The sequence below is a fragment of the Pseudoalteromonas sp. SG41-5 genome (genome assembly GCF_014164495.1).
GTDB classification, from domain to species: Bacteria; Pseudomonadota; Gammaproteobacteria; order Enterobacterales; family Alteromonadaceae; genus Pseudoalteromonas; species Pseudoalteromonas rhizosphaerae.
Genome location: NZ_JACJFH010000039.1, coordinates 23,300 through 42,450, shown reverse-complemented (window position 1 = coordinate 42,450; position 19,151 = coordinate 23,300). Strand labels below are relative to the sequence as shown.

The following is a 19,151-nucleotide window of genomic DNA, read 5'->3' as shown; positions in this document are numbered from 1 at the left end:
TTTGATTTTGAACATAAAAAACACCTAGGAGGAAAAGCAGGGAATTGCTCCCTGCTTAGGGCTGGGCTAGCTAAAAAATAACTTAGCGTTAACTGGCAACTGAATCTTGATAAGCATACTCGGTCTCACTGGGTTATCTTTCATATTCTTTTTCATGGCTAAATACATTGGACGGGTTAATCCCAGCGCGCCTAATGGAATCGACTTAATGAGTCCTTGGCTTTCATATGGTGTTACTAACCAATCCGGTAATGCTGCAACCCCCATTCCGGCACTGACAAGCTGAAAAATGAGCAAGCCCTGATCTACGGTTTTCAAGGTGCCATCAAAACGTGCATTTTGAATAAAATGTTTGAAGATATCCTGACGCTCTCGTGGAATAGGGTATGAAATAATCGTCTCGTTTTTCAAATCAAGCGCCGTTACATAGGCTTTTTTCGCTAGTTCATGATCTGGGGCAACAATTAATTTAAGCTTAAAATCAAATAAATGTGCGTATTCAAGTTTATCTGGTTCACGAATGTCTGAAGTGAGTACTAAATCTAATTCATCACTGAGCAGCTCAGGAATAGCGTCATAACTAAAGCCGCGCTCATAATCAACTTTGATATCAGGCCAAAAGTTATTGAATTCTTTAATTGTTGGTAATAACCAATGAAAACAAGCATGGCATTCAACACTGAGTCGTAATTGTGAAATTGGTTGATTAAGACTTTCTTTTAAACGGCATTTGGTTGCTTCAACACGCGGGAGTACTTCGCTGGCAAGTTCAAGTAATAGCATACCTTGTGGGGTAAAGCGCACCGGTTGAGTTTTACGTTCAAATAGTTGGCAATCAAGCTTGTTTTCTAAATCTTTGATTTGATGAGATAAAGCGGATTGAGTCAAAAATAATTCGCGCGCAGTATTTACCAAAGAACCGGTTTCTTTCAAGGTTGCGATGGTCTTTAAGTGTTTTACATCAATCATCTTTAATAATTCTCATGGTAAAGGTGAGTTTAACTCAGATTACAGCCATAATACGCCTTAAATTAAGATGCTTCAACGTCTAGATGGCTATAAATCCCGTTTTTTTACGTGAAATTTACAAATCTACTATAGCACCATATTTGACAGCGATGTCATTGTGTTTTTTGAGTTTGCAAAAAATCATTTCCATGAATTTACCTCAAGTTGAAACTGAGGAAGCATCAATTGTTTGATGTCAGGTATAGGTTTATGGTTTAGCTATCTAAACAGCTGGAAGGGAATTTCAACATGGCACAATTACATAACTTAGGTTTTCCTCGCATAGGTAGAAAGCGTGAACTAAAATTTGCAGTAGAATCATACTGGGCTGGTAAAATCAGCCAAGAGCAGTTGCTTGATCAAGGTAAGACGATCCGGGCAGAAAATTGGGCTCTTCAAGCAGATGCTGGGATTGATTTATTACCGGTAGGTGACTTTGCTTGGTATGACCATGTGTTATCTACCTCTTTATTGATTGGCGCAGTGCCCAAGCGTCATCAAAAAGCGGATGGTAGCATTGATCTTGATACATTATTTCGTATTGGGCGTGGTCGTGCACCAAGCGGTTGTTCATGTGCAGCAAGCGAAATGACAAAGTGGTTTAATACTAATTATCATTACATAGTTCCAGAGCTAACTCATGATCAGCAGTTTCAACTAACTTGCACTGAGTTATTCGAGCAAGTTACTCAAGCACAAGCATTGGGGCACAATGCAAAAGTAGTATTGGTCGGCCCAGTCACTTATCTTTACTTAGCAAAATGTGCAGGTGAGGAGTTTGATAAACTTAGCTTACTTGAAAAACTATTAGCTGTTTATCAACACGTGTTCGCTAAATTAGCGCAGCAAGGGATTGAATGGGTACAGGTTGATGAGCCTATATTAGGTTTAGAGCTGACTGAAGATTATCAAGAGGCATTAAAAACAAGCTTTCGTGCACTTGCAGGTCAAGGCGTGAAGTTGTTACTTGCTAGTTATTTTGACTCAGTCACTGCCTACTTTGATGATATTGCAGGTTACCCTGTTGATGGCGTACATTTTGATTGTGTTGCAACAAATGTTGATGTTGCAAAACTAGATATATTATTAAGTACAGATCAAGTTTTATCATTAGGCGTAGTAAATGGCCGTAATATTTGGCGTACTGATTTAGAGGCTGTATTTAATAGCATAAAAGACATTGCGCTAAAGCGCGGTGATAATCTATGGCTTGCCCCATCTTGTTCTTTACTGCATACACCGGTTGATTTAGAGCAAGAAGAAAAGCTCGATGATGAACTTTGTTCATGGCTTGCATTTGCAAAACAAAAAGGCCAAGAGCTGTCATTATTAAAAGCCGCGCTTGAAAGCAATGATATCAGTGAGCTCGTTGCTTATTCAGCACCTATTAAAGCACGCTTAACCTCTACTCGTGTAAATAATACAGCTGTACAACAGCGTGTAACTGCACTCACCGCAAAAGACGGTAAGCGTAATCATGCATTTGCTCAACGTATTGAAAAACAACATGCAGCACTTAATTTACCGCTACTGCCGACCACCACGATAGGATCATTTCCACAAACTCAAGTAATTCGTCAAGCACGCCGTGATTATAAAGCCGGTGAATTATCTGCGGATGATTATCAAAGGCAAATTAAAGCAGAAATTCGCTACGCTGTTGAAGAGCAAGAGGCGCTTGATTTAGATGTGTTAGTGCACGGCGAAGCGGAGCGTAATGACATGGTTGAATACTTTGCTGAACTATTAGAAGGCTTTGCTTTTACCCAGTTTGGTTGGGTGCAAAGCTACGGCTCGCGATGCGTGAAACCACCTGTAATTTGGGGGGATATATCACGTGAAAAAGCGATGACGGTTCAGTGGACAAAATACGCACAGTCGCTGACGAGTAAGAAAATGAAAGGCATGCTAACAGGTCCTGTAACTATTCTGTTTTGGTCATTCATTCGTGATGATTTAGACAAACCCACCATCGCTAATCAAATTGCACTTGCGTTACGTGATGAAGTGGTCGATTTACAAAATGCCGGTATTGATATTATTCAAATTGATGAACCTGCATTTCGTGAAGGTATGCCGCTTAAATGTAGCCAATGGCAAGCATATTTAGAATGGGCAGCGTATGCATTTAGGGTCTCAGCAAGCGGTGTGAAAGATGAAACACAAATTCATACTCACATGTGTTACGCCGAATTTAACGGTATTATTGCCGCGATTGCAGATATGGATGCCGATGTGATCACCATTGAAACCTCACGTTCTAACATGGAACTACTTGAAGCATTTGAGAATTTTGATTATCCAAATGATATTGGTCCAGGTGTATATGATATTCACACTCCGAATGTACCGGATATTGCATGGATGAAAACGTTGATCCATAAAGCCGCACGAAAAATACCGGTTGCGCGTTTATGGGTAAACCCGGACTGTGGTTTGAAAACCCGTGGTTGGCAAGAAACGCGACAAGCTCTTGATAATATGGTTAAAGCAACCAAAGAGCTGCGTGAGGAGCTGCAGTAAAGAACATCTCCTACGATGTAAAGCCCTAACAAAACTTAGTTAGGGCTTTTTTTGTTGCTCTGATTTGAGTTCATCTTCATCGGTTGGTTTTTTAAAATCCATTTTTGCTGAGTGTTTGATCAGCAAAATATTACCGATAATGATTGCCAACACTAAGATGATGATGAGTATATGCCAAATTTGCATGGTGATCTCTAACGAGTCATTTATAAGTACTTAGTGTAGCAAAGATTTCTAGGGTTAAAAACGTCTAGAAAACGACAGCGAAATAAAATCAAGACCTGGGTTTGGTCTTTTAAACCCTGCATTTGAATAGTGTAAATAACGCACCGCAGCTTTGGTTTTTCCAAAATCAGCAACAAAGCCTAGTCGGTCTTCAAACTGGTAGTGGGTACTCACATTTTTGCCGGCGAAGTGAGTGTCATTGACTAATGAAACCCCTATGCCGGCTTCGAAATACAAAGGAATACCGCGCACTGAGCTGATCAGATGTTGAAATACCGGGGATATTGCAAGGACAACATTTGTCTGATGGCTATTATCTGCGCCGTATTCCCAAATATTAATACTTGATTCTAAGTAAATATGGGTATTTTCAATTAATGATTGTAGTGCCGGAGCATGGTATTGGTATGCCAGTTTTAAACCTTTAACATCACCTTCCCCCTGAATGTAATCAATGGCATAGCCATGAGGGGAAAGTGTATAGGGCGCGCCATAAGATAGTCTGCTGAACATGGAAATAGATAATAAAATCAATACAGTTAATGTTTTAAATAACATGGTAAAGCTCTTTAGATGAAAACGTTATTTACAAAATAAGGGCGTGGGGGAGGCTAATTCAAGTGGCATAAATTCACAGACTCTGTGTGTTATTACATGAGCTTAGCTAACAATATGAAATAAAAAGATTAAATCAATTGATGCCGTGTTGGCACTAATAAGGTGCTATTTTGAGGCTTTTTAATCTCTTATGAACAGCGTAAATTACGCTACAAGATTTACTTAGGACTTATCAACAATGACTTCACTTGGTCGTTATTTATTATTAATCGCGCTAGTTTTTAGTGCTTCCTTGTTTGCGCAAACACAACAGTCACCTAATCAGTTATTAACTCAGGTAGGCGATCAGCTGTTTAGTGAAATTGGCAAAATAAACAGCCAAGGCACAGCGAGCAAAAGTGACATGGCACACATTGTTGATCAGTATTTAATGCCTAATATAGATGTTAAATTTGTTTCCTATAAATTATTAGGTAAGCACATTAAAGGTATCGATCGCCAACAAGCGACTGCATTTATAAGTGCAGTGGAGCATTACTTAACCACTACCTATGCTAGTGCATTAATGAAATATACCGGGCAAGAAATAAAATTCGAAGAAAGTAACGATGCTGCAGAGAGCGAGTTTGCCACGGTTAAGACGCAAATTATTGCAGATAATGCGCCAACGATTGACTTACACTTTAAGCTTCGCCAAGGCAAAGATGGTAGCTGGAAAGTATATGATATTGTCGCTGAAGGTATTTCGTTACTCAGTGCAAAGCAAAAAGAAGTTATTCAACGAATTTCAGAAGTTGGCCTTGACCAAGTGACAGCTGAGCTTAACAGTAAGTAATCATTTCCAAGTAAGTCTCCAACCTAAAGCACCGTGCAGTGTTAACTGCATGGTGCTTTGTTATTTTCTTTTAAAATCACACGGTTTGGCTATAGCGTGTGGTTTTGGGTATGCTAGAATAAGCGCTTACATACCCACTGGTATCACTAATTTACTGGGGTACTTAAAATTATATTAAGCGCAGTGTCAGTTTGTAGTTGTTAAACTCTTTTACTGACCTTTGTACCGAGCAAGATAGACACTGGAGTTGTGTTTTTTTAATGGAAAATGTACTTATTTGGCCTAAAGAATACCCGTTATTAGTCAAAGGACTTATTGAGCAAAACGGTGCATTTATTTTAGACGCTTTAGAAGCATGGCCGGCTTGTCGCTCGACTGAAGAAGACAATGGCGTGTGTACCACTGTGCTACCGCCTATCTATTATTTAACCTGGTTAACTCCCCTTGAGCCATTTGAAGAGTGTTTTTTCCAACATATCTGTGAATATGATGAAGCCGCTCAACAGTATATTTCGGCAGCTAAAGATTACTATTTTGATAACGAGTATAGCCCAGAGAGTTTAGTGCTATTACTTTGCCAACGCCTTGAAAAATATGCAGCTGTAGCGTCACAAACAACGATAGAAACACCCGTTACGTTATTATCTCAGTTATTCTCAAAACGCTATTTTACAATCATCGAGTATGCGCTCAATGCGGGCAGTAAAATGAGTGCCGAAGATGCCTTGGCACTGTGGAAAGAAGTTGATTTTCGTGAACGTTTTAGCACCTTTATACCTGACTCAATCGATGACGTTAATGCGTTAAGTGAATTAGCGGCGAAAAAAGTTGCTGGCGGAAAGGATTATTTCACCTTATTAACCCAAGTATCACCAGATGTTGACTCAGTGGTGCTATTAGAACAAGCACTGTTGGCGCATTTGCGTTTTGACACAGCTAAACAAACGATGGCGATGCGTTTTATAGAGCAAGGTGCAACAGGCACGTTGGCGGATGAAAATGGTAAAACGGCCTTTATGTGGGCAGTTGAAAAAGGGTTTGTTAATTTAGTACAAACCTTATTAGATAAACAAGATAAAAAACAACGTGATGCCCTTGGTAACAGTGCTTTACATTATGCGGTACTAGCAAAAAATGAACCTTTGATGGTGCTATTATTGAAGTCTGGCTATGACTTTCGTGTTCGTAACTGTGATGGCTTAAGTTGTTATCGTTTAGCAGTGAGTGTTAAAGCCAGTCAGTTAGTGAAATGCTTAGAGCGTGATTTTGGTATTAAAGAATTATCGCCGGATGGACAATTTTCGCGGATCAAAAAAGTCCACGCCTTACATGCCATCGTGACTTTATTGTTGCCGCTACAGTTGTTTTTCTTTTTTGATGATTCGATTGCAATTAAAAGTGAACTGACGCTTTGCTTAACCATGTTGGCAATTGTCTGCTTCTTTTTTGCAATTAGTTTGAAGCGCTGCGCTTTATACCCTCATATTAAACACCCATGGGGGTTATTTGTACTGCGTTGTTGCTCATTGATCAGTTTAGTTGGGCAGCTAGGCTTAGCAAGTATTGTTGCATTGGCAACGTTAAGTGAAGTTGTTTAAGCTTCTTGCATGTACCGTAGACAAAAACGCGCTAATTAAGCGCGTTTTTTAGTTGTTATACCAATCGTGTTAAGTTACTGACCATTTAGCTCGCTAGAATGGTTAAATATTTAAGTCGTTTGGTATTAACTTTAGTCTTTTTTATTAAATTCATGAGCCGCTTTTTCTGTTGCTAACTCATCTTTTAGTTTTTGAATTTTTAGCCCCAGCTCTTGACCTCGGTGACGTGCATAATAAGTACAACCAATAAACATCATACTGGCGAACAGCAGCTCTAAAACGACCCATATTAGTTGTTCTTGTGCGACCCACAGTAGGGTAAAACCGTGAATAAAATAGAACATAACAATAAAGTTTGCCCACGCATACGTATAAGGTTTATCTTGAATGATGCCTTTTAGCGGCAGTAAAAGCGGCAGAATATACACAACAAAAATAAATCCATTGCTATGACCTTCTCTAGGCTCTAATAAAAACAACCAAAGTGGCATCAGCAGTAACAAGCCAATATAGCCAATTATTGCAATACGTTGAAAACGGATAGTGATAGCCTTTTTCGGTGTGAGTTGTGGGTTTAAATCGCTGTGCGATGTCATTGTAATTTTCTCGTGATTTTAACTAAGCGTTGGCCAACGCTTTGGCAAATTTTAATTTCGTCTTTACTTAATTGCGCGCTATTTTGTGCACCAGCAACATGGCTTGCACCATAGGGAGTGCCACCGGTTTGTGTGGCAAGTAATTCCGGTACTTCATAGGGCACACCCATTAACAGCATACCGTGGTGTAATAATGGCAGTGACAAATTAAGCAACGTTGCTTCATTGCCGCCATGCATGCTACTTGATGATGAGAATACACAGGCTGGTTTATCTATTAATTGCCCTTTTAACCATAAGTCGCTGGTGGTTTCCCAAAAAGCTTTGGCTTGTGAGGCCATCATACCAAAGCGAGTAGGGGTGCCAAATGCTAACCCATCACACTGGATTAAGTCATCTTTGCTGATCACAATATCGTGAGATTCTCTAGCTACAAAGGTTCTTAGCAGTGCAGTACCGCCTTGGCATTCAATCGACTCTGCAATTTCATGTGCCATGGCTGCAACAGAGCCGTGACTTGAATGATACAACACAACAATAGTGACGCTCATTAAAGTACGCTTAGTACGTTTTCTGGTGGGCGACCCAGTGCGGCTTTATTGTTATTTACCACAATAGGGCGCTCAATTAATTTTGGATTGCTAACCATGGCTGCAATGAGTACGTTTTCATCATGCTCATTTTTAAGGTCTAACTCTTTGTAAATATCTTCTTTAGTACGCATTAGTTCACGTACTGAAGAAAACCCTAGCTGTTTAACTAAGATGCTGATTTGCTCATGATTCAATGGTGTTTTTAAGTATTCGATTATCTCTGGCTGAATCGATTTTTGCTCAAGTAGGGCTAATGTTTCACGCGATTTTGAACAACGTGGATTATGAAAAATAGTAACAGACATAGTAACAATCCAATTAGATAAAGTAAGGCTATTTTAGGCCAAGCAGCACCAGACTTAAAGCCTTGCGAGCTCTTTTTGCATTTGGCGGTATTGCGTTAACAATGCTTTGAGACGTTGTTGTTTAATTAGCTCTTGTGGTTCTACAAAATTGAGTGCTTTTTGTACTTCGTCAGCGGCTTTTAAGTAGGCGCCGTATTGTGCAAGAACGTCGGCATTTGCTTCATGATAAGCGGCTAAGTTATCTTGCTTTTTATAGGCATCTGCAAGAAGTTGCATGCCTAAATTATGTTCAGGCTTTTCGAGTAAAAATGATTTTAATATTTGCACTGCAACATCGTATTGCTCAGCTTCAAGTGCAGCATTGGCATAGTTTAAGGTAATAACTTGATTGTTAGGACGGTTTTCATGCAACGCGGCTAAAAACTTTACTGCTTCGGCGGCTTTATTCTGAGCTATCAATAGATCAGTATGCGTATCAATATAGAATAAATTTTTAGGATCAGACTTTAAAAGTTCGTCTAAAATAGGCGCCGCTTCATCGAGCTTTTTTTGATCCAATAAACTAATACCCAAGCCATAATTAAGCGCTGTTTTATTATAAAAACTGTTTTCACGTATGAGCTTTCTAAAGAAGTTTTCAGCCGCTTCTGGTGTTTGGTGGTAGCGAGCAATCACGCGGCTTTTGGCAAGGTTAAATTCTAAGCTATCCGGAAGTTGACGTTTTTCAAATTGCTGTGCACGTAAGCGCACATCAGACACGCGGCTCTCAGGTAATGGGTGAGTCAGCAAAAAGGCTGGTGGTTTGTATTTATAACGAATTTGCGCAGCAAGTTTAGTTAAGAATTCACTGGATGCGTAAGGATCAAATCCTGCATTATTGAGTGTTTGCATACCAATGCGGTCGGCTTCTTGCTCAGCTGAGCGGCTATGAGTGAGTTGACTAAATGCGCTTTGTGTTTGACTGGCTGAGATAATCGCGATACCGGCATCAGGAGACACAACGGTTGCTAAAATACCGGCAATCATACCGGCGATAGTGAGTGCGCTGTTATCTTGTTGTTGTTGCATGCGACGTGCAAGGTGGCGCTGGGTAACGTGGGCAATTTCGTGACCAAGTACTGAGGCAAACTGACTTTCGTTATCGGATTGCGCAATTAAACCGGTGTGCACCCCAACATGGCCACCATAAAAAGCAAATGCGTTGATTTCCGGATTGTTGATCCAAAAAAATGAAAACGGAAAGCGTACATCATTGGCATTGGCAACTAGCTTACGGCCAATTGTGGTTAAATATTCATCAAGCACAGGATCATTAACAACCGGTGATGAGCCACGAATTTGCATCATCATCACCTTTCCGATAGCTTGTTCTTTTTCAAGCGGCAAAGCTTGTAATGCTGAAGTACCAAGATCTGGCAATGTAAAATTGGTTTGTGCCTTTAATGGCTCACTTACCAGCACACTAAATGTTAAAAGTGTACTGAATAATGTAATAAAGGCTGATTTAAGCTGCATTTTATTCCTTGTTATGGTTTTCACCTAGCATGAGTTTAGCAATGTCGATTTCGTCACTGCATGCTCTGCTATCTCGTTCGCACAATTGATACAATTCTTTGATTGTGACCCCATCTAGCTTTACAACGTTCAATTCTCGCTGTAAAAAACTAATGATTTTATGTACTACCTTGTGTGCATGGAGAATAAGCGCCTTATCTGCTTTGTCACCACGTTCAAAGTAAAAACCAATAAACTTATGTAATTGGTTAATCCGGATCAAACTTTTCATTGACACTGGATCCCACTCGTTAAACTCCATAAAGCGGTTATCTTTAACGTATTTATCTATTGTAACGTCTTTTGCGTAGGGTTGTGCCCATAATTCAAAGCCTCGGTCGGTGAACACTTGATGCAACGCAATTCTTGGCTTATTTTCACAGTGGATCTCCCCAAGAGTGTCTTCATGACCTCCTAGTAAATCGAGATTCCAATTGCGCCTATCAATTATTTTTTTCACGGCATTATCAAAACCGTGTTCTAATATCCCCTCCGACTCGCTCACTGAAGAGGCGACAAGGTGATAGAAGGGTGGGAGTTCACCCCAATTTATTTGTTTTTTATACCAGTTAATTTCTTTAAGAGTTGGATTACTGGGTAGTTGCGCTTTATTATGCGTGCCAGACATTAACTTATCCTTACTACAAACTATGCTACAAGGATAAACTATTGCGATGCGTGTTTTAAGAAAAAGTTACATTTGTTATTAATAGTACTGATAAAGACCGTATTATTCATTTTTATAGGGTAGATAATTGGTTATGCTAGAGCAAGACTTGCGCGGATTTAAATGCCCGCAGCAATTTATCCAGTTTAAGTTGGCTTTGCGCCAAGCTTTAGCTGCGGCGCAATCGATAAGATTTACACTTTTGGCAGACCAATCTACCAAAGATATGGAGCGCTTTTTGCAAAAAAATCATTATCAGTACAAATTAGAGCAACAACGTGGATTGTTAATCGTGGAGCTAAATCGTGTTTGAATATGTAAAAATGTGGTACGAAAGGAAGTTTTCAGATCCGCATTCAGTGACCTTATTGTTTTTATTACTCGCTTTAATGGCGATGTTTTATTTCTTTGGTGCACTTATTGTACCTGTGCTGATTGCTTTAGTGATTGCTTATCTGCTTGATTGGCCGGTTGCGCATTTAGAGGGTTTTGGCTTACATCGCTTTACTGCCACTATTATAGTGATGTTGATTTTTTCAGGGTTGATGCTGACCTTAGTGATCGGCATGGGCCCAATACTGTGGCAGCAAGCTAGTAATTTAGTGCAAGAAAGCCCGCACATGATAGAGCAGGGAAAATCTTTTTTACTGCACTTGCCTGAGCAATACCCCAGTTTAATTAATGCAGAGCAAGTACAATCAGTGGTCAGCAGTGTTGAAGCCAAAGCAATTGAGTTTGGCCAAGTATTATTATCGGTCTCGTTGACATCATTAAAAGATGTAGTGGCGTGGTTGATCTATCTTATTTTAGTACCATTACTGGTATTCTTTATGCTCAAAGATAAGCTGGAGTTGATCAGAAGTGCAGAAAAACTCGTTCCAAAACAAAGACGCTTAATCTTGCAGGTATGGCACGAAATGAACCAACAGATCATGAATTATATTCGTGGTAAGGTGTTTGAAATTTTGATTGTAGGCTCAGTATCGTTTATCGCGTTCACTATTTTTGATTTACGTTATGCAGCGCTATTGGGCGTATTAGTGGGTTTATCAGTATTGATCCCTTTTGTGGGTGCGGCACTTGTTACCATACCGGTTGCGGCCGTGGCATTATTTCAATTTGGTTTAGAAACCCAGTTTTGGACCATACTGATCATCTACGGCATTATTCAAGCATTAGATGGTAATGTGCTGGTGCCGTTACTATTTTCTGAAGCGGTTGATCTGAACCCGGTATTTATTATTGTTGCGGTACTGTTTTTTGGTGGCTTATGGGGTTTTTGGGGCGTGTTTTTTGCAATTCCACTAGCGTCATTGGTAAAAGCCTTACTCAATGCTTGGTCAACGAAACAAGAAGAACAACTGATTGAGCATAGCTAACACGAACTTTGTTTAATTAGCTTTATACCTAAATCACCTGAAGATTTAGGTATTTTGGGTATAGTATCAAATGGTATAGAAAACGCACTTGAGAGACTAATTGATTCTTACGCGACCCATTAATTTTATGTAGAATGGGTTATAAGATATATCTTTTAGTAATATGGTGCGTTTTTTAATGTCTGATTTAATATTACCTACTGACTCATCGTCACAAATTTACCTTGATGCAAACGCAACAACACCGGTGCTACCTTGTATTGCAGAGGTTGTTTCGCATACTATGCAAATCTGCTTTGGTAACCCTTCTTCTTCACACATTACCGGTATTCAAGCTAAACACTTATTAGAGCAAACACGTCAAAAAGCCCGTGATGTGATAGGTGCACAACAGGGGGATATTTTATTCACTTCTGGGGCTACCGAAGGAATTCAAACAGCTGTCGTGTCTACGCTCATAGCAGCTAAAGAGCATGCTAAACCAAACCCAGTATTACTGTATGGCGCGACTGAACATAAAGCAGTACCTAATACATTAATACATTGGAATGCCGTATTGGGTATAAACGCAACCGTGCTTGCGATCCCGGTATCGAGTGATGGCCTTTTAGATTTAGATTTTATTGCTCAACACGCTGGTGATGCACTGATGATTTGTACCATGGCAGTTAACAATGAAACCGGTGTTTATCAAGATTTAAAAGCGATTGAAAAGGTAATACGAGCACATAACACGGAAGTTGCGTGGATGGTGGATTGCGTACAAGCGCTAGGGAAAACCGCATTAGCCCTTAGTGATACAACGATTGACTACGCGCCATTTTCAGGCCATAAACTTTACGCACCGAAAGGTATAGGCGTGTTGTATATTCGTCAAGGCAGTGCCTATACGCCATTTATTGCCGGTGGTGGTCAAGAAAGTGGCATGCGCTCCGGTACTGAAAACCTGCCAGGCATCGCAGGTCTTAACAAACTGTTTTGTTTATTGCTGGATAAAACAAACGATACGTTTAAATCAATCGATGTGTTAAACGGCTATCGTGAACAATTACATCAGGCTTTAGTGGATACCTTTGGTAATATAACCTTTAATCATACTTTTGCATTGTCAGTACCAACAACGTTAAATTTTGCTGTTGATGAACTCAGTAGTAAAGAAGTGATGGATTTGTTCGATGCGGCAGGTATTCGTATCAGTGGTGGCTCAGCCTGTAGCTCTGGCGCAAATCGTAGTTTTGTGTTAGATGCCATGGGCGTGAGTGATTGGCGTAGTGAAAATGCAATACGTTTATCATTTGGACCGGCGACAACACAGGCTGAAATAACCACTGCCTGTGCGCGTATTCGTTCACTTAAACCAATATTACAAGCTAATTGTTTGGTGGTTTCAGATTCGTCATCACCACAGCAAGAAGCGTGTGCATTAGGGTTAACACAATTTAGACATCAAGGTGCGTGTTGTTGGTTGTATGTCAGTCAAGATAAACAAGCAGTGATCATTGACCCAATTATTGAGCTTATCCCGCGGCTTGAAAAAATAGTACACACACAAAATTTAGCGGTAGCAGCCATTTTAGACACACATGCCCATCAAGAGCGATGCTGTGCGACTACATTGTTGGCTCAGGCCTTAAAATTCAGTTTGCATGACGAGCATGAATTAGGGTGGCCAGTGCAGCAAACGAGTATTGCATTACCTGAATGCACCATTGAGCGTTTAGCAACACCCGGGCACAGCCAAGATAGTGTTAGTTATTTATTGCGGTGTAACAACTCTCAACAAGTGCTATTTTGCTTTTGCGGTGATTTGCTGCTGCCTGCTGGGCTTGGTAATACTGCAATTGACGGTGGGGATGCGTTAGCTATGGCACACTCATTACGTCAACTATCAACATGCTTAGCAGAGTCGACAGTTATTTGTTCTGGTCATGACTACCAGCAATGTTTTGCTATTAATTGGCAAGTTCAACAGCAGCAAACGCCGTTATTGCATGCATTATTGAACAATGAACTAAGTGATACTGAATTTGCTAACAACAAGCAGCGCAGCGATGAAGACAATTTATGTAAATTTGCAACTTTGTGTGGTTATGCTGACAGTTTAAAATACAGTAGAGCTTACGAACTGAACGCCGTGCAAGCAAAAGATATGTTAACTGCAAGCGATGTCTATTTAATTGATACCCGTGAACCATATGAACATGGGGCAAACAATATTCCTCAGTTATTTGCAGTTAGCCCTGCGCGAGTGATGAATATTCCGCTAAGTAGAATGGCAAATGCATTAGTGGACAGGCAATTGAACCCACAGGGTAAATATATTTTACTTTGTCGCAGTGGTAATCGTTCAAAACAAGCGGCAACTAACTTATCTCAGCTTGGCTTTACTGACGTGTATAATCTCAGCGGTGGAATGGCACTGTTATAATAACAGGGCAGAAGACTGGCAATTGACTGATAATAAATAAGGCGCTTTTAGCGCCTTATTTATTATCAGTCAAGGCTGTAGCTACTGTTTAGGCCCTGAACTTTCACGGATCACAATTGATGGTGTAAATGATGTGATGATGTCTTTATCTTGGTTACGAGCACCGCGAGTTTTGGTAAATAATAACCGTGCTGCATGTTGAGAGATAACATCGTTTGCTTGATGAGCGGTAGTTAACTTTGGCCATGTCTGACGAGAGAAAGGAGAATCCTCAAAGCCAGTAATAGATAACTGTTCAGGAATAGCAATACCCATTAAGCGTGATGCAAATAGGGCGCCAGCGGCCATTTCATCGTTGCCACCTAATATAGCGGTTATAGCCAAGGTGTTATTCTCGGCTAACAAGTGCTTTGCACCTTCAACACCCGACTCAAACGAATATTTACCATCGTAAATAAAGCGTTTATCAAATTCTTTATGATTATCTGCCAGCGCTGCTTTATAACCTTCAAGGCGTTCAGACGTCGATTTATGTTCTTTATCGCCACAGATAAAGCCAATATTTTCATGTCCATGAGTTAAAAGGTGAGTGGTGATCTCATACGCGGCTTTATAATCGTTAACATAAATACAGGTGTCTTGATCATCATCTGATGGTCGCCCAGATAACACCCTAACGTAATGAATATTTAACTCATCGAGTAAATTGGTGATGCTACTTTGCTCTGATAATGGCGGTGTAAGCACAAGCCCAGCTAAGCGAGAGCGCTTTATCATGGTGATAAATTCATCTTTCATGTTTGCATCTGTATAAGTGCATGGATGGATCACCAATTCATAGCCTTCGTCTTTACAGCGAGAAAGCACACCATTTTGCATATCAATCACATAATACGCATTAGGATTGTCATAAACTAAGCCTACCGTAAATGATGACGTGCCAGCTAGGTTTCGTGCTGCAAGATTTGGCTGATAGTTCAGCTCTTTTACAGCATCCATGACTGTATCGTAAGTTTTTTTACGAACAGATGGTTCTTTATTTATTACCCGTGAAACCGTTTTCATCGAAACCCCGGCGAGCCTCGCTACATCATTTATAGTTACTTTCATAGAGTTACTTTTAGGTTATTGTTTTAGTGTTGATATGTTCCTGATAAGAATACACCTAAGTAGACTTAACAAACGTGTTATTCATTATTTCTTCATCAAGACCAGTTAGTGTATCTAATGTTCAGTAAAATTAGCAGTAAAATAATTGAGATAATTTTTATGATACCGGTGTCAAATGAGTAAAAGTACGTTATTATCTCGATTGTAAAATATAAAATTAGCTTGTTGATAGCGTTGTCATTCTAACTTATCGTTAAATTTATTTGTAAGTTAATACGCTATTAGTACACTTTTTTAATCTAAAGATAGTTATAAATCAGTTTGTTGCAAGTTTAAGGGGATGTTAAAAATGAGTTGTCGTTCACAGTTAGCTAGTTGGCAAGCATTACAAGTAAGTGCAAATAAGATGAAGGAAGTTCATCTTAAAGATTTATTTGCCAATAACAGCACGCGATTCGAGCAATTTTCGACTCAGATCCCAGGTGTTTTATTTGATTATTCAAAACAATTGATTGATAACAGTGTGATGACACAGTTACTGTCTTTAGCACAAGAGTGCGATATCGCTAACTGGCGAGATAAAATGTTCAGCGGTGAAAAAATTAATATCACCGAAGATAGAGCCGTGCTTCATACTGCACTTCGTAACCGTAGTGCATCATCATTAGTTGTAGATGGCGAGAATGTAAGTTCGGTGGTTAACGCTGAGTTACAAAAAATTAAGTTGTTCGTTGAAAAAGTACGTAGCGGGCAATGGTTAGGTTATACCGGTAAAGCCGTGAAAGATGTTGTGAGCATTGGTGTTGGTGGTTCAAACTTAGGCCCACAAATGGCCACGGAAGCACTAAAAAGCTATGCAGATGACTCATTAAAAGTACATTACGTTTCAAATGTTGATGGCGTACAAATTGCGTCAGTATTGAAAGACATCGATCCTGAAACAACTTTGTTTGTGATTTCGTCAAAAACCTTTACTACATCTGAAACCATGACCAATGCAAAAACCGCCGTTGCATGGTTTTTAGAGTCAGCCGATGACAAGCAAGCCATTGCTAAGCACTTTGTTGCAGTGAGCACTAATTTAGAAAAAACGGCAGCGTTTGGTATTGCTGATGAAAACGTATTCACAATGTGGGATTGGGTAGGTGGTCGCTTTTCATTATGGAGTGCGATAGGCTTACCAATTGCATTATATTTAGGTTTTGATGCATTTGAAGCGATTCTTGAAGGCGCTTTTGAAGTTGATGAACACTTTAAAACGGCCGAATTTGCAGAAAATGTACCATTGTTAATGGCTTTGTTGAGCGTATGGAATACCAGCTTTTTAGGTTTCGACTCACAGGTTATTTTACCTTACGATCAAGCATTACACATGTTGCCAGCTTATTTGCAGCAAGGTGAAATGGAAAGTAATGGTAAGCACGTTAATTTTGCGGGTAATACCGTACCGTATACTACAGTGCCGATTATTTGGGGTATGACCGGCATTAATGGTCAACATGCTTTTTATCAGTGTTTGCACCAAGGCAATGTGATTGTACCAGCTGATTTTATTGCCTCTATTAAACCTCAGGTTAATATTGGTCAGCATCACGACATTTTATTATCGAACTTTTTTGCACAAACAGAAGCGATGATGATGGGGGTTGATGCCGAGCAAGTTCGCGCTGATTTAACCGCAAAAGGCAAATCAGAGGCTGAAATAGCCGCGCTAATTGATCATAAAATCCACCGTGGTAACCGTCCTACAACATCAATGCTGTTAGATACGGTTGATGCAAAAACGGTGGGGCGATTAATTGCCTTATATGAGCATAAAATTTTCTGCCAAGGCATCATTTTAGAGATCTGTTCTTTCGATCAATGGGGTGTTGAACTTGGTAAAGGTTTAGCCTCAAAAATTGAAGCTGAGTTACTGGATGATAATATAAACCATCCACATGATAGTTCGACAAATGGCTTAATGAGCTATTATAAACAACGTCGAGCGCAGTAAAAAATTCGCACAGCACAATCAATTGTACTGTGTAACCAAATACCTTTGAACGGGTAGCGCTGGAGTTCTTAGGGCCTGTATATTTGTGAGAGGATATACAGAGCCCCTAAGACTCATTTAATTACCAGTTTGAAATGAATACAGCTGAATCAATATTCAGCGATAAAAACAAGCGAATTCAACAGGCTTTTTCTCGAGTACGATGCCAAAAAGCTGACATCAACTAAACAACAAGAATGTATGCCCGCACTATCAATAGTGGATAGTTGACAACTGGGCATAGCAAACGTAGAGAGTAAATTATGTTAAATCCTTTTGATATTGTAATTTTTGGGGGCGGTGGTGATCTTGCATTACGCAAGTTATTACCTGCAATGTATCGCGCATATCAAGAAGGCAACCTTCCACAAGGTTCGCGTATTTTACCGACGGTTCGTGAAGAAAGTAAACGTGCGGAATACATAGAAACAGCTCATCAAGCGCTAAAAGAATTTTTAGGTAAAGGTGAGTTTAATGCCAAAGATTGGAAAGCTTTTTCAGCGTGTTTGGTGCCAGTAGTCACGAATGTAACCGAAGCAGACGATGATTGGGATAAACTAAAAACAATACTAGATGAGCACGATGCAGACAAATCTCGGGTGTTCTATTTATCACTTCCACCTGCGGTATATGGTAGCTGCTGTGAAATACTGTCTAGCAAAGGTCTGATCACTGCTACATCACGTGTCGTTGTTGAAAAACCAATTGGTTATTGCGGTAATTCAGCAGAAGAGATCAATGCAAAAATTGCTGAATACTTTAGCGAAGAGCAAATCTTCCGTATTGATCATTACTTAGGTAAAGAAACGGTACAAAACTTAATGGCACTGCGTTTTTCAAATTCATTATTTGAAAATATGTGGGATGCTAAATCAATCGATAATATTCAAATCAGCTTATCTGAAACTGTTGGCCTTGAAAGCCGTGCTGGTTTTTATGATAAAGCCGGTGCTTTACGTGACATGGTGCAAAACCATTTATTACAATTGTTATGTTTAGTCGCGATGGAATCACCAAATAAACTTAATGCAAACAGCATCCGCACCGAAAAGCTGAAAGTATTAGAATCATTGCGCCCACTTGTTGCAACGGATGTAGATGACAACATCATTCGTGGTCAATATGTACCCGGTGATTTGGATGGCAAAATTGTCCCTGGTTACTTAGAAGAGTTAAATGAAGGTTCAAGTAAAACAGAAACATTTGTTGCTATTCGTGCTCATATTGATAACTGGCGTTGGGCGGGCGTGCCATTTTATCTTCGTACAGGTAAACGTATGGCAAAACGTTGTGCCGAAATTGTCGTTGAATACAAAAAAGTATCACACAATGTTTATGGTGATAATGTTGGCAATATTGAACCAAACCGTTTGGTTATTCGCCTTCAGCCTGAAGAGACAATTCAATTAACCTTGATGTCAAAGCGTCTTGATAATTTAGAGATGCAATTAGAGCCGGTAACCATGAACATTGAGCTATCGCAAGCTTATAGCAATGGTTTCCATTCAGATGCGTACAAGCGCTTGATGTTAGATGCAGCTGCAAATAATCCATCCCTGTTTATTCATCGTGATGAAGTACGTCAAGCTTGGAAATGGATTGACCCAATTATCGAGCGCTGGCAAGAAAAAGGTAAGCCTGCTTTATACCGTGCTGGTAGCTGGGGTCATGAGAATTCTGATGAACTATTAGCTGAAAATAACCATGTTTGGTTTAACACTGGCGATAAGGCATAAC

The 19,151-nt window shown here is 39.8% G+C and carries 17 protein-coding genes; 8 read left to right on the top strand and 9 right to left on the bottom strand.

The annotated features are described in order from the left end of the window. Positions 1-66: 66 nt before the first annotated feature. Positions 67-969, bottom strand: a complete 903-nt coding sequence (locus H5232_RS12010; protein WP_182830936.1) for a LysR substrate-binding domain-containing protein — start codon at positions 967-969, stop codon at positions 67-69. Positions 970-1,257: 288 nt separating this feature from the next. Here H5232_RS12010 and metE point away from each other — a divergent pair, with 288 nt between their 5' ends. Beyond that, entirely contained in the window at positions 1,258-3,531 is a 2,274-nt protein-coding gene (gene metE, locus H5232_RS12005; protein ID WP_182718424.1) for a 5-methyltetrahydropteroyltriglutamate--homocysteine S-methyltransferase, read from the top strand. Positions 3,532-3,570: 39 nt separating this feature from the next. Here the strand turns inward: metE and H5232_RS12000 are convergent, their stop codons facing one another. After that, complete coding sequence (locus H5232_RS12000) at positions 3,571-3,717, bottom strand: DUF2897 family protein (RefSeq protein ID WP_145241011.1); 147 nt, start codon at positions 3,715-3,717, stop codon at positions 3,571-3,573. Between the two features lie 54 nt (positions 3,718-3,771). Next, positions 3,772-4,314, bottom strand: a complete 543-nt coding sequence (locus tag H5232_RS11995; RefSeq protein WP_182718423.1) for an acyloxyacyl hydrolase — start codon at positions 4,312-4,314, stop codon at positions 3,772-3,774. Positions 4,315-4,552: 238 nt separating this feature from the next. Between H5232_RS11995 and H5232_RS11990 the strand changes: the two genes are divergently transcribed. Together H5232_RS11990 and H5232_RS11985 are read left to right on the top strand one after the other, a co-directional pair. Continuing rightward, on the top strand, positions 4,553-5,149 hold the full coding sequence (locus H5232_RS11990; RefSeq protein WP_182718422.1) for a phospholipid-binding protein MlaC: 597 nt from the start codon (positions 4,553-4,555) through the stop codon (positions 5,147-5,149). A gap of 260 nt (positions 5,150-5,409) precedes the next feature. Then, positions 5,410-6,747: an ankyrin repeat domain-containing protein gene (locus tag H5232_RS11985; RefSeq protein WP_182718421.1), complete on the top strand. Its 1,338-nt coding sequence runs from the start codon at positions 5,410-5,412 to the stop codon at positions 6,745-6,747. Between the two features lie 131 nt (positions 6,748-6,878). Here the strand turns inward: H5232_RS11985 and H5232_RS11980 are convergent, their stop codons facing one another. Genes H5232_RS11980 through H5232_RS11960 form a run of 5 tightly spaced genes read right to left on the bottom strand, consistent with a single transcriptional unit; the run spans position 6,879 to position 10,423 of the window. After that, a complete protein-coding gene (locus tag H5232_RS11980) occupies positions 6,879-7,343 on the bottom strand; it encodes a DUF2069 domain-containing protein (protein WP_145241003.1) in 465 nt (154 codons plus the stop codon). Then, positions 7,340-7,894: an NAD(P)H:quinone oxidoreductase gene (wrbA, locus tag H5232_RS11975; protein ID WP_182830935.1), complete on the bottom strand. Its 555-nt coding sequence runs from the start codon at positions 7,892-7,894 to the stop codon at positions 7,340-7,342. Before wrbA ends, H5232_RS11980 begins: the two co-directional genes overlap by 4 nt. Next, a complete protein-coding gene (gene arsC / locus H5232_RS11970; protein ID WP_182784987.1) occupies positions 7,894-8,241 on the bottom strand; it encodes an arsenate reductase (glutaredoxin) in 348 nt (115 codons plus the stop codon). The genes wrbA and arsC overlap by 1 nt, the downstream gene beginning before the upstream one ends. A 54-nt stretch (positions 8,242-8,295) precedes the next feature. Continuing rightward, positions 8,296-9,756: a M48 family metalloprotease gene (locus H5232_RS11965; protein ID WP_182718419.1), complete on the bottom strand. Its 1,461-nt coding sequence runs from the start codon at positions 9,754-9,756 to the stop codon at positions 8,296-8,298. 1 nt (position 9,757) lies between these two features. Next, positions 9,758-10,423, bottom strand: a complete 666-nt coding sequence (locus H5232_RS11960; RefSeq protein ID WP_149982822.1) for a hypothetical protein — start codon at positions 10,421-10,423, stop codon at positions 9,758-9,760. A 133-nt stretch (positions 10,424-10,556) separates the two neighbouring features. Here H5232_RS11960 and H5232_RS11955 point away from each other — a divergent pair, with 133 nt between their 5' ends. The 3 genes from H5232_RS11955 to H5232_RS11945 all read left to right on the top strand — a co-directional run bounded on the left by H5232_RS11955 (position 10,557) and on the right by H5232_RS11945 (position 14,269). Further along, complete coding sequence (locus tag H5232_RS11955) at positions 10,557-10,775, top strand: sulfurtransferase TusA family protein (RefSeq protein WP_149982821.1); 219 nt, start codon at positions 10,557-10,559, stop codon at positions 10,773-10,775. Next, complete coding sequence (locus H5232_RS11950; protein ID WP_182718418.1) at positions 10,768-11,841, top strand: AI-2E family transporter; 1,074 nt, start codon at positions 10,768-10,770, stop codon at positions 11,839-11,841. Before H5232_RS11955 ends, H5232_RS11950 begins: the two co-directional genes overlap by 8 nt. A 178-nt stretch (positions 11,842-12,019) precedes the next feature. Continuing rightward, on the top strand, positions 12,020-14,269 hold the full coding sequence (locus H5232_RS11945) for an aminotransferase class V-fold PLP-dependent enzyme (protein ID WP_182718417.1): 2,250 nt from the start codon (positions 12,020-12,022) through the stop codon (positions 14,267-14,269). 81 nt (positions 14,270-14,350) lie between these two features. Here the strand turns inward: H5232_RS11945 and H5232_RS11940 are convergent, their stop codons facing one another. After that, positions 14,351-15,379, bottom strand: coding sequence for a LacI family DNA-binding transcriptional regulator (locus H5232_RS11940; protein ID WP_182718416.1), 1,029 nt, complete (start codon positions 15,377-15,379; stop codon positions 14,351-14,353). A gap of 349 nt (positions 15,380-15,728) precedes the next feature. Between H5232_RS11940 and pgi the strand changes: the two genes are divergently transcribed. Together pgi and zwf are read left to right on the top strand one after the other, a co-directional pair. After that, positions 15,729-17,375, top strand: coding sequence for a glucose-6-phosphate isomerase (gene pgi, locus H5232_RS11935; protein WP_182797975.1), 1,647 nt, complete (start codon positions 15,729-15,731; stop codon positions 17,373-17,375). 302 nt (positions 17,376-17,677) lie between these two features. Then, a complete protein-coding gene (gene zwf / locus H5232_RS11930) occupies positions 17,678-19,150 on the top strand; it encodes a glucose-6-phosphate dehydrogenase (RefSeq protein ID WP_182830934.1) in 1,473 nt (490 codons plus the stop codon). The last annotated feature ends 1 nt before the right edge of the window (position 19,151 follow it).

Excerpts from the sequence above, each read along its gene's own strand:
- H5232_RS12010 (WP_182830936.1), bottom strand. The coding sequence starts at position 969 with ATGATTGATGTAAAACACTTAAAGACCATCGCAACCTTGAAAGAAACC.
- metE (WP_182718424.1), top strand. The coding sequence starts at position 1,258 with ATGGCACAATTACATAACTTAGGTTTTCCTCGCATAGGTAGAAAGCGT.
- H5232_RS12000 (WP_145241011.1), bottom strand. The coding sequence starts at position 3,717 with ATGCAAATTTGGCATATACTCATCATCATCTTAGTGTTGGCAATCATT.
- H5232_RS11995 (WP_182718423.1), bottom strand. The coding sequence starts at position 4,314 with ATGTTATTTAAAACATTAACTGTATTGATTTTATTATCTATTTCCATG.
- H5232_RS11990 (WP_182718422.1), top strand. The coding sequence starts at position 4,553 with ATGACTTCACTTGGTCGTTATTTATTATTAATCGCGCTAGTTTTTAGT.
- H5232_RS11985 (WP_182718421.1), top strand. The coding sequence starts at position 5,410 with ATGGAAAATGTACTTATTTGGCCTAAAGAATACCCGTTATTAGTCAAA.
- H5232_RS11980 (WP_145241003.1), bottom strand. The coding sequence starts at position 7,343 with ATGACATCGCACAGCGATTTAAACCCACAACTCACACCGAAAAAGGCT.
- wrbA (WP_182830935.1), bottom strand. The coding sequence starts at position 7,894 with ATGAGCGTCACTATTGTTGTGTTGTATCATTCAAGTCACGGCTCTGTT.
- arsC (WP_182784987.1), bottom strand. The coding sequence starts at position 8,241 with ATGTCTGTTACTATTTTTCATAATCCACGTTGTTCAAAATCGCGTGAA.
- H5232_RS11965 (WP_182718419.1), bottom strand. The coding sequence starts at position 9,756 with ATGCAGCTTAAATCAGCCTTTATTACATTATTCAGTACACTTTTAACA.
- H5232_RS11960 (WP_149982822.1), bottom strand. The coding sequence starts at position 10,423 with ATGTCTGGCACGCATAATAAAGCGCAACTACCCAGTAATCCAACTCTT.
- H5232_RS11955 (WP_149982821.1), top strand. The coding sequence starts at position 10,557 with ATGCTAGAGCAAGACTTGCGCGGATTTAAATGCCCGCAGCAATTTATC.
- H5232_RS11945 (WP_182718417.1), top strand. The coding sequence starts at position 12,020 with ATGTCTGATTTAATATTACCTACTGACTCATCGTCACAAATTTACCTT.
- H5232_RS11940 (WP_182718416.1), bottom strand. The coding sequence starts at position 15,379 with ATGAAAGTAACTATAAATGATGTAGCGAGGCTCGCCGGGGTTTCGATG.
- pgi (WP_182797975.1), top strand. The coding sequence starts at position 15,729 with ATGAGTTGTCGTTCACAGTTAGCTAGTTGGCAAGCATTACAAGTAAGT.
- zwf (WP_182830934.1), top strand. The coding sequence starts at position 17,678 with ATGTTAAATCCTTTTGATATTGTAATTTTTGGGGGCGGTGGTGATCTT.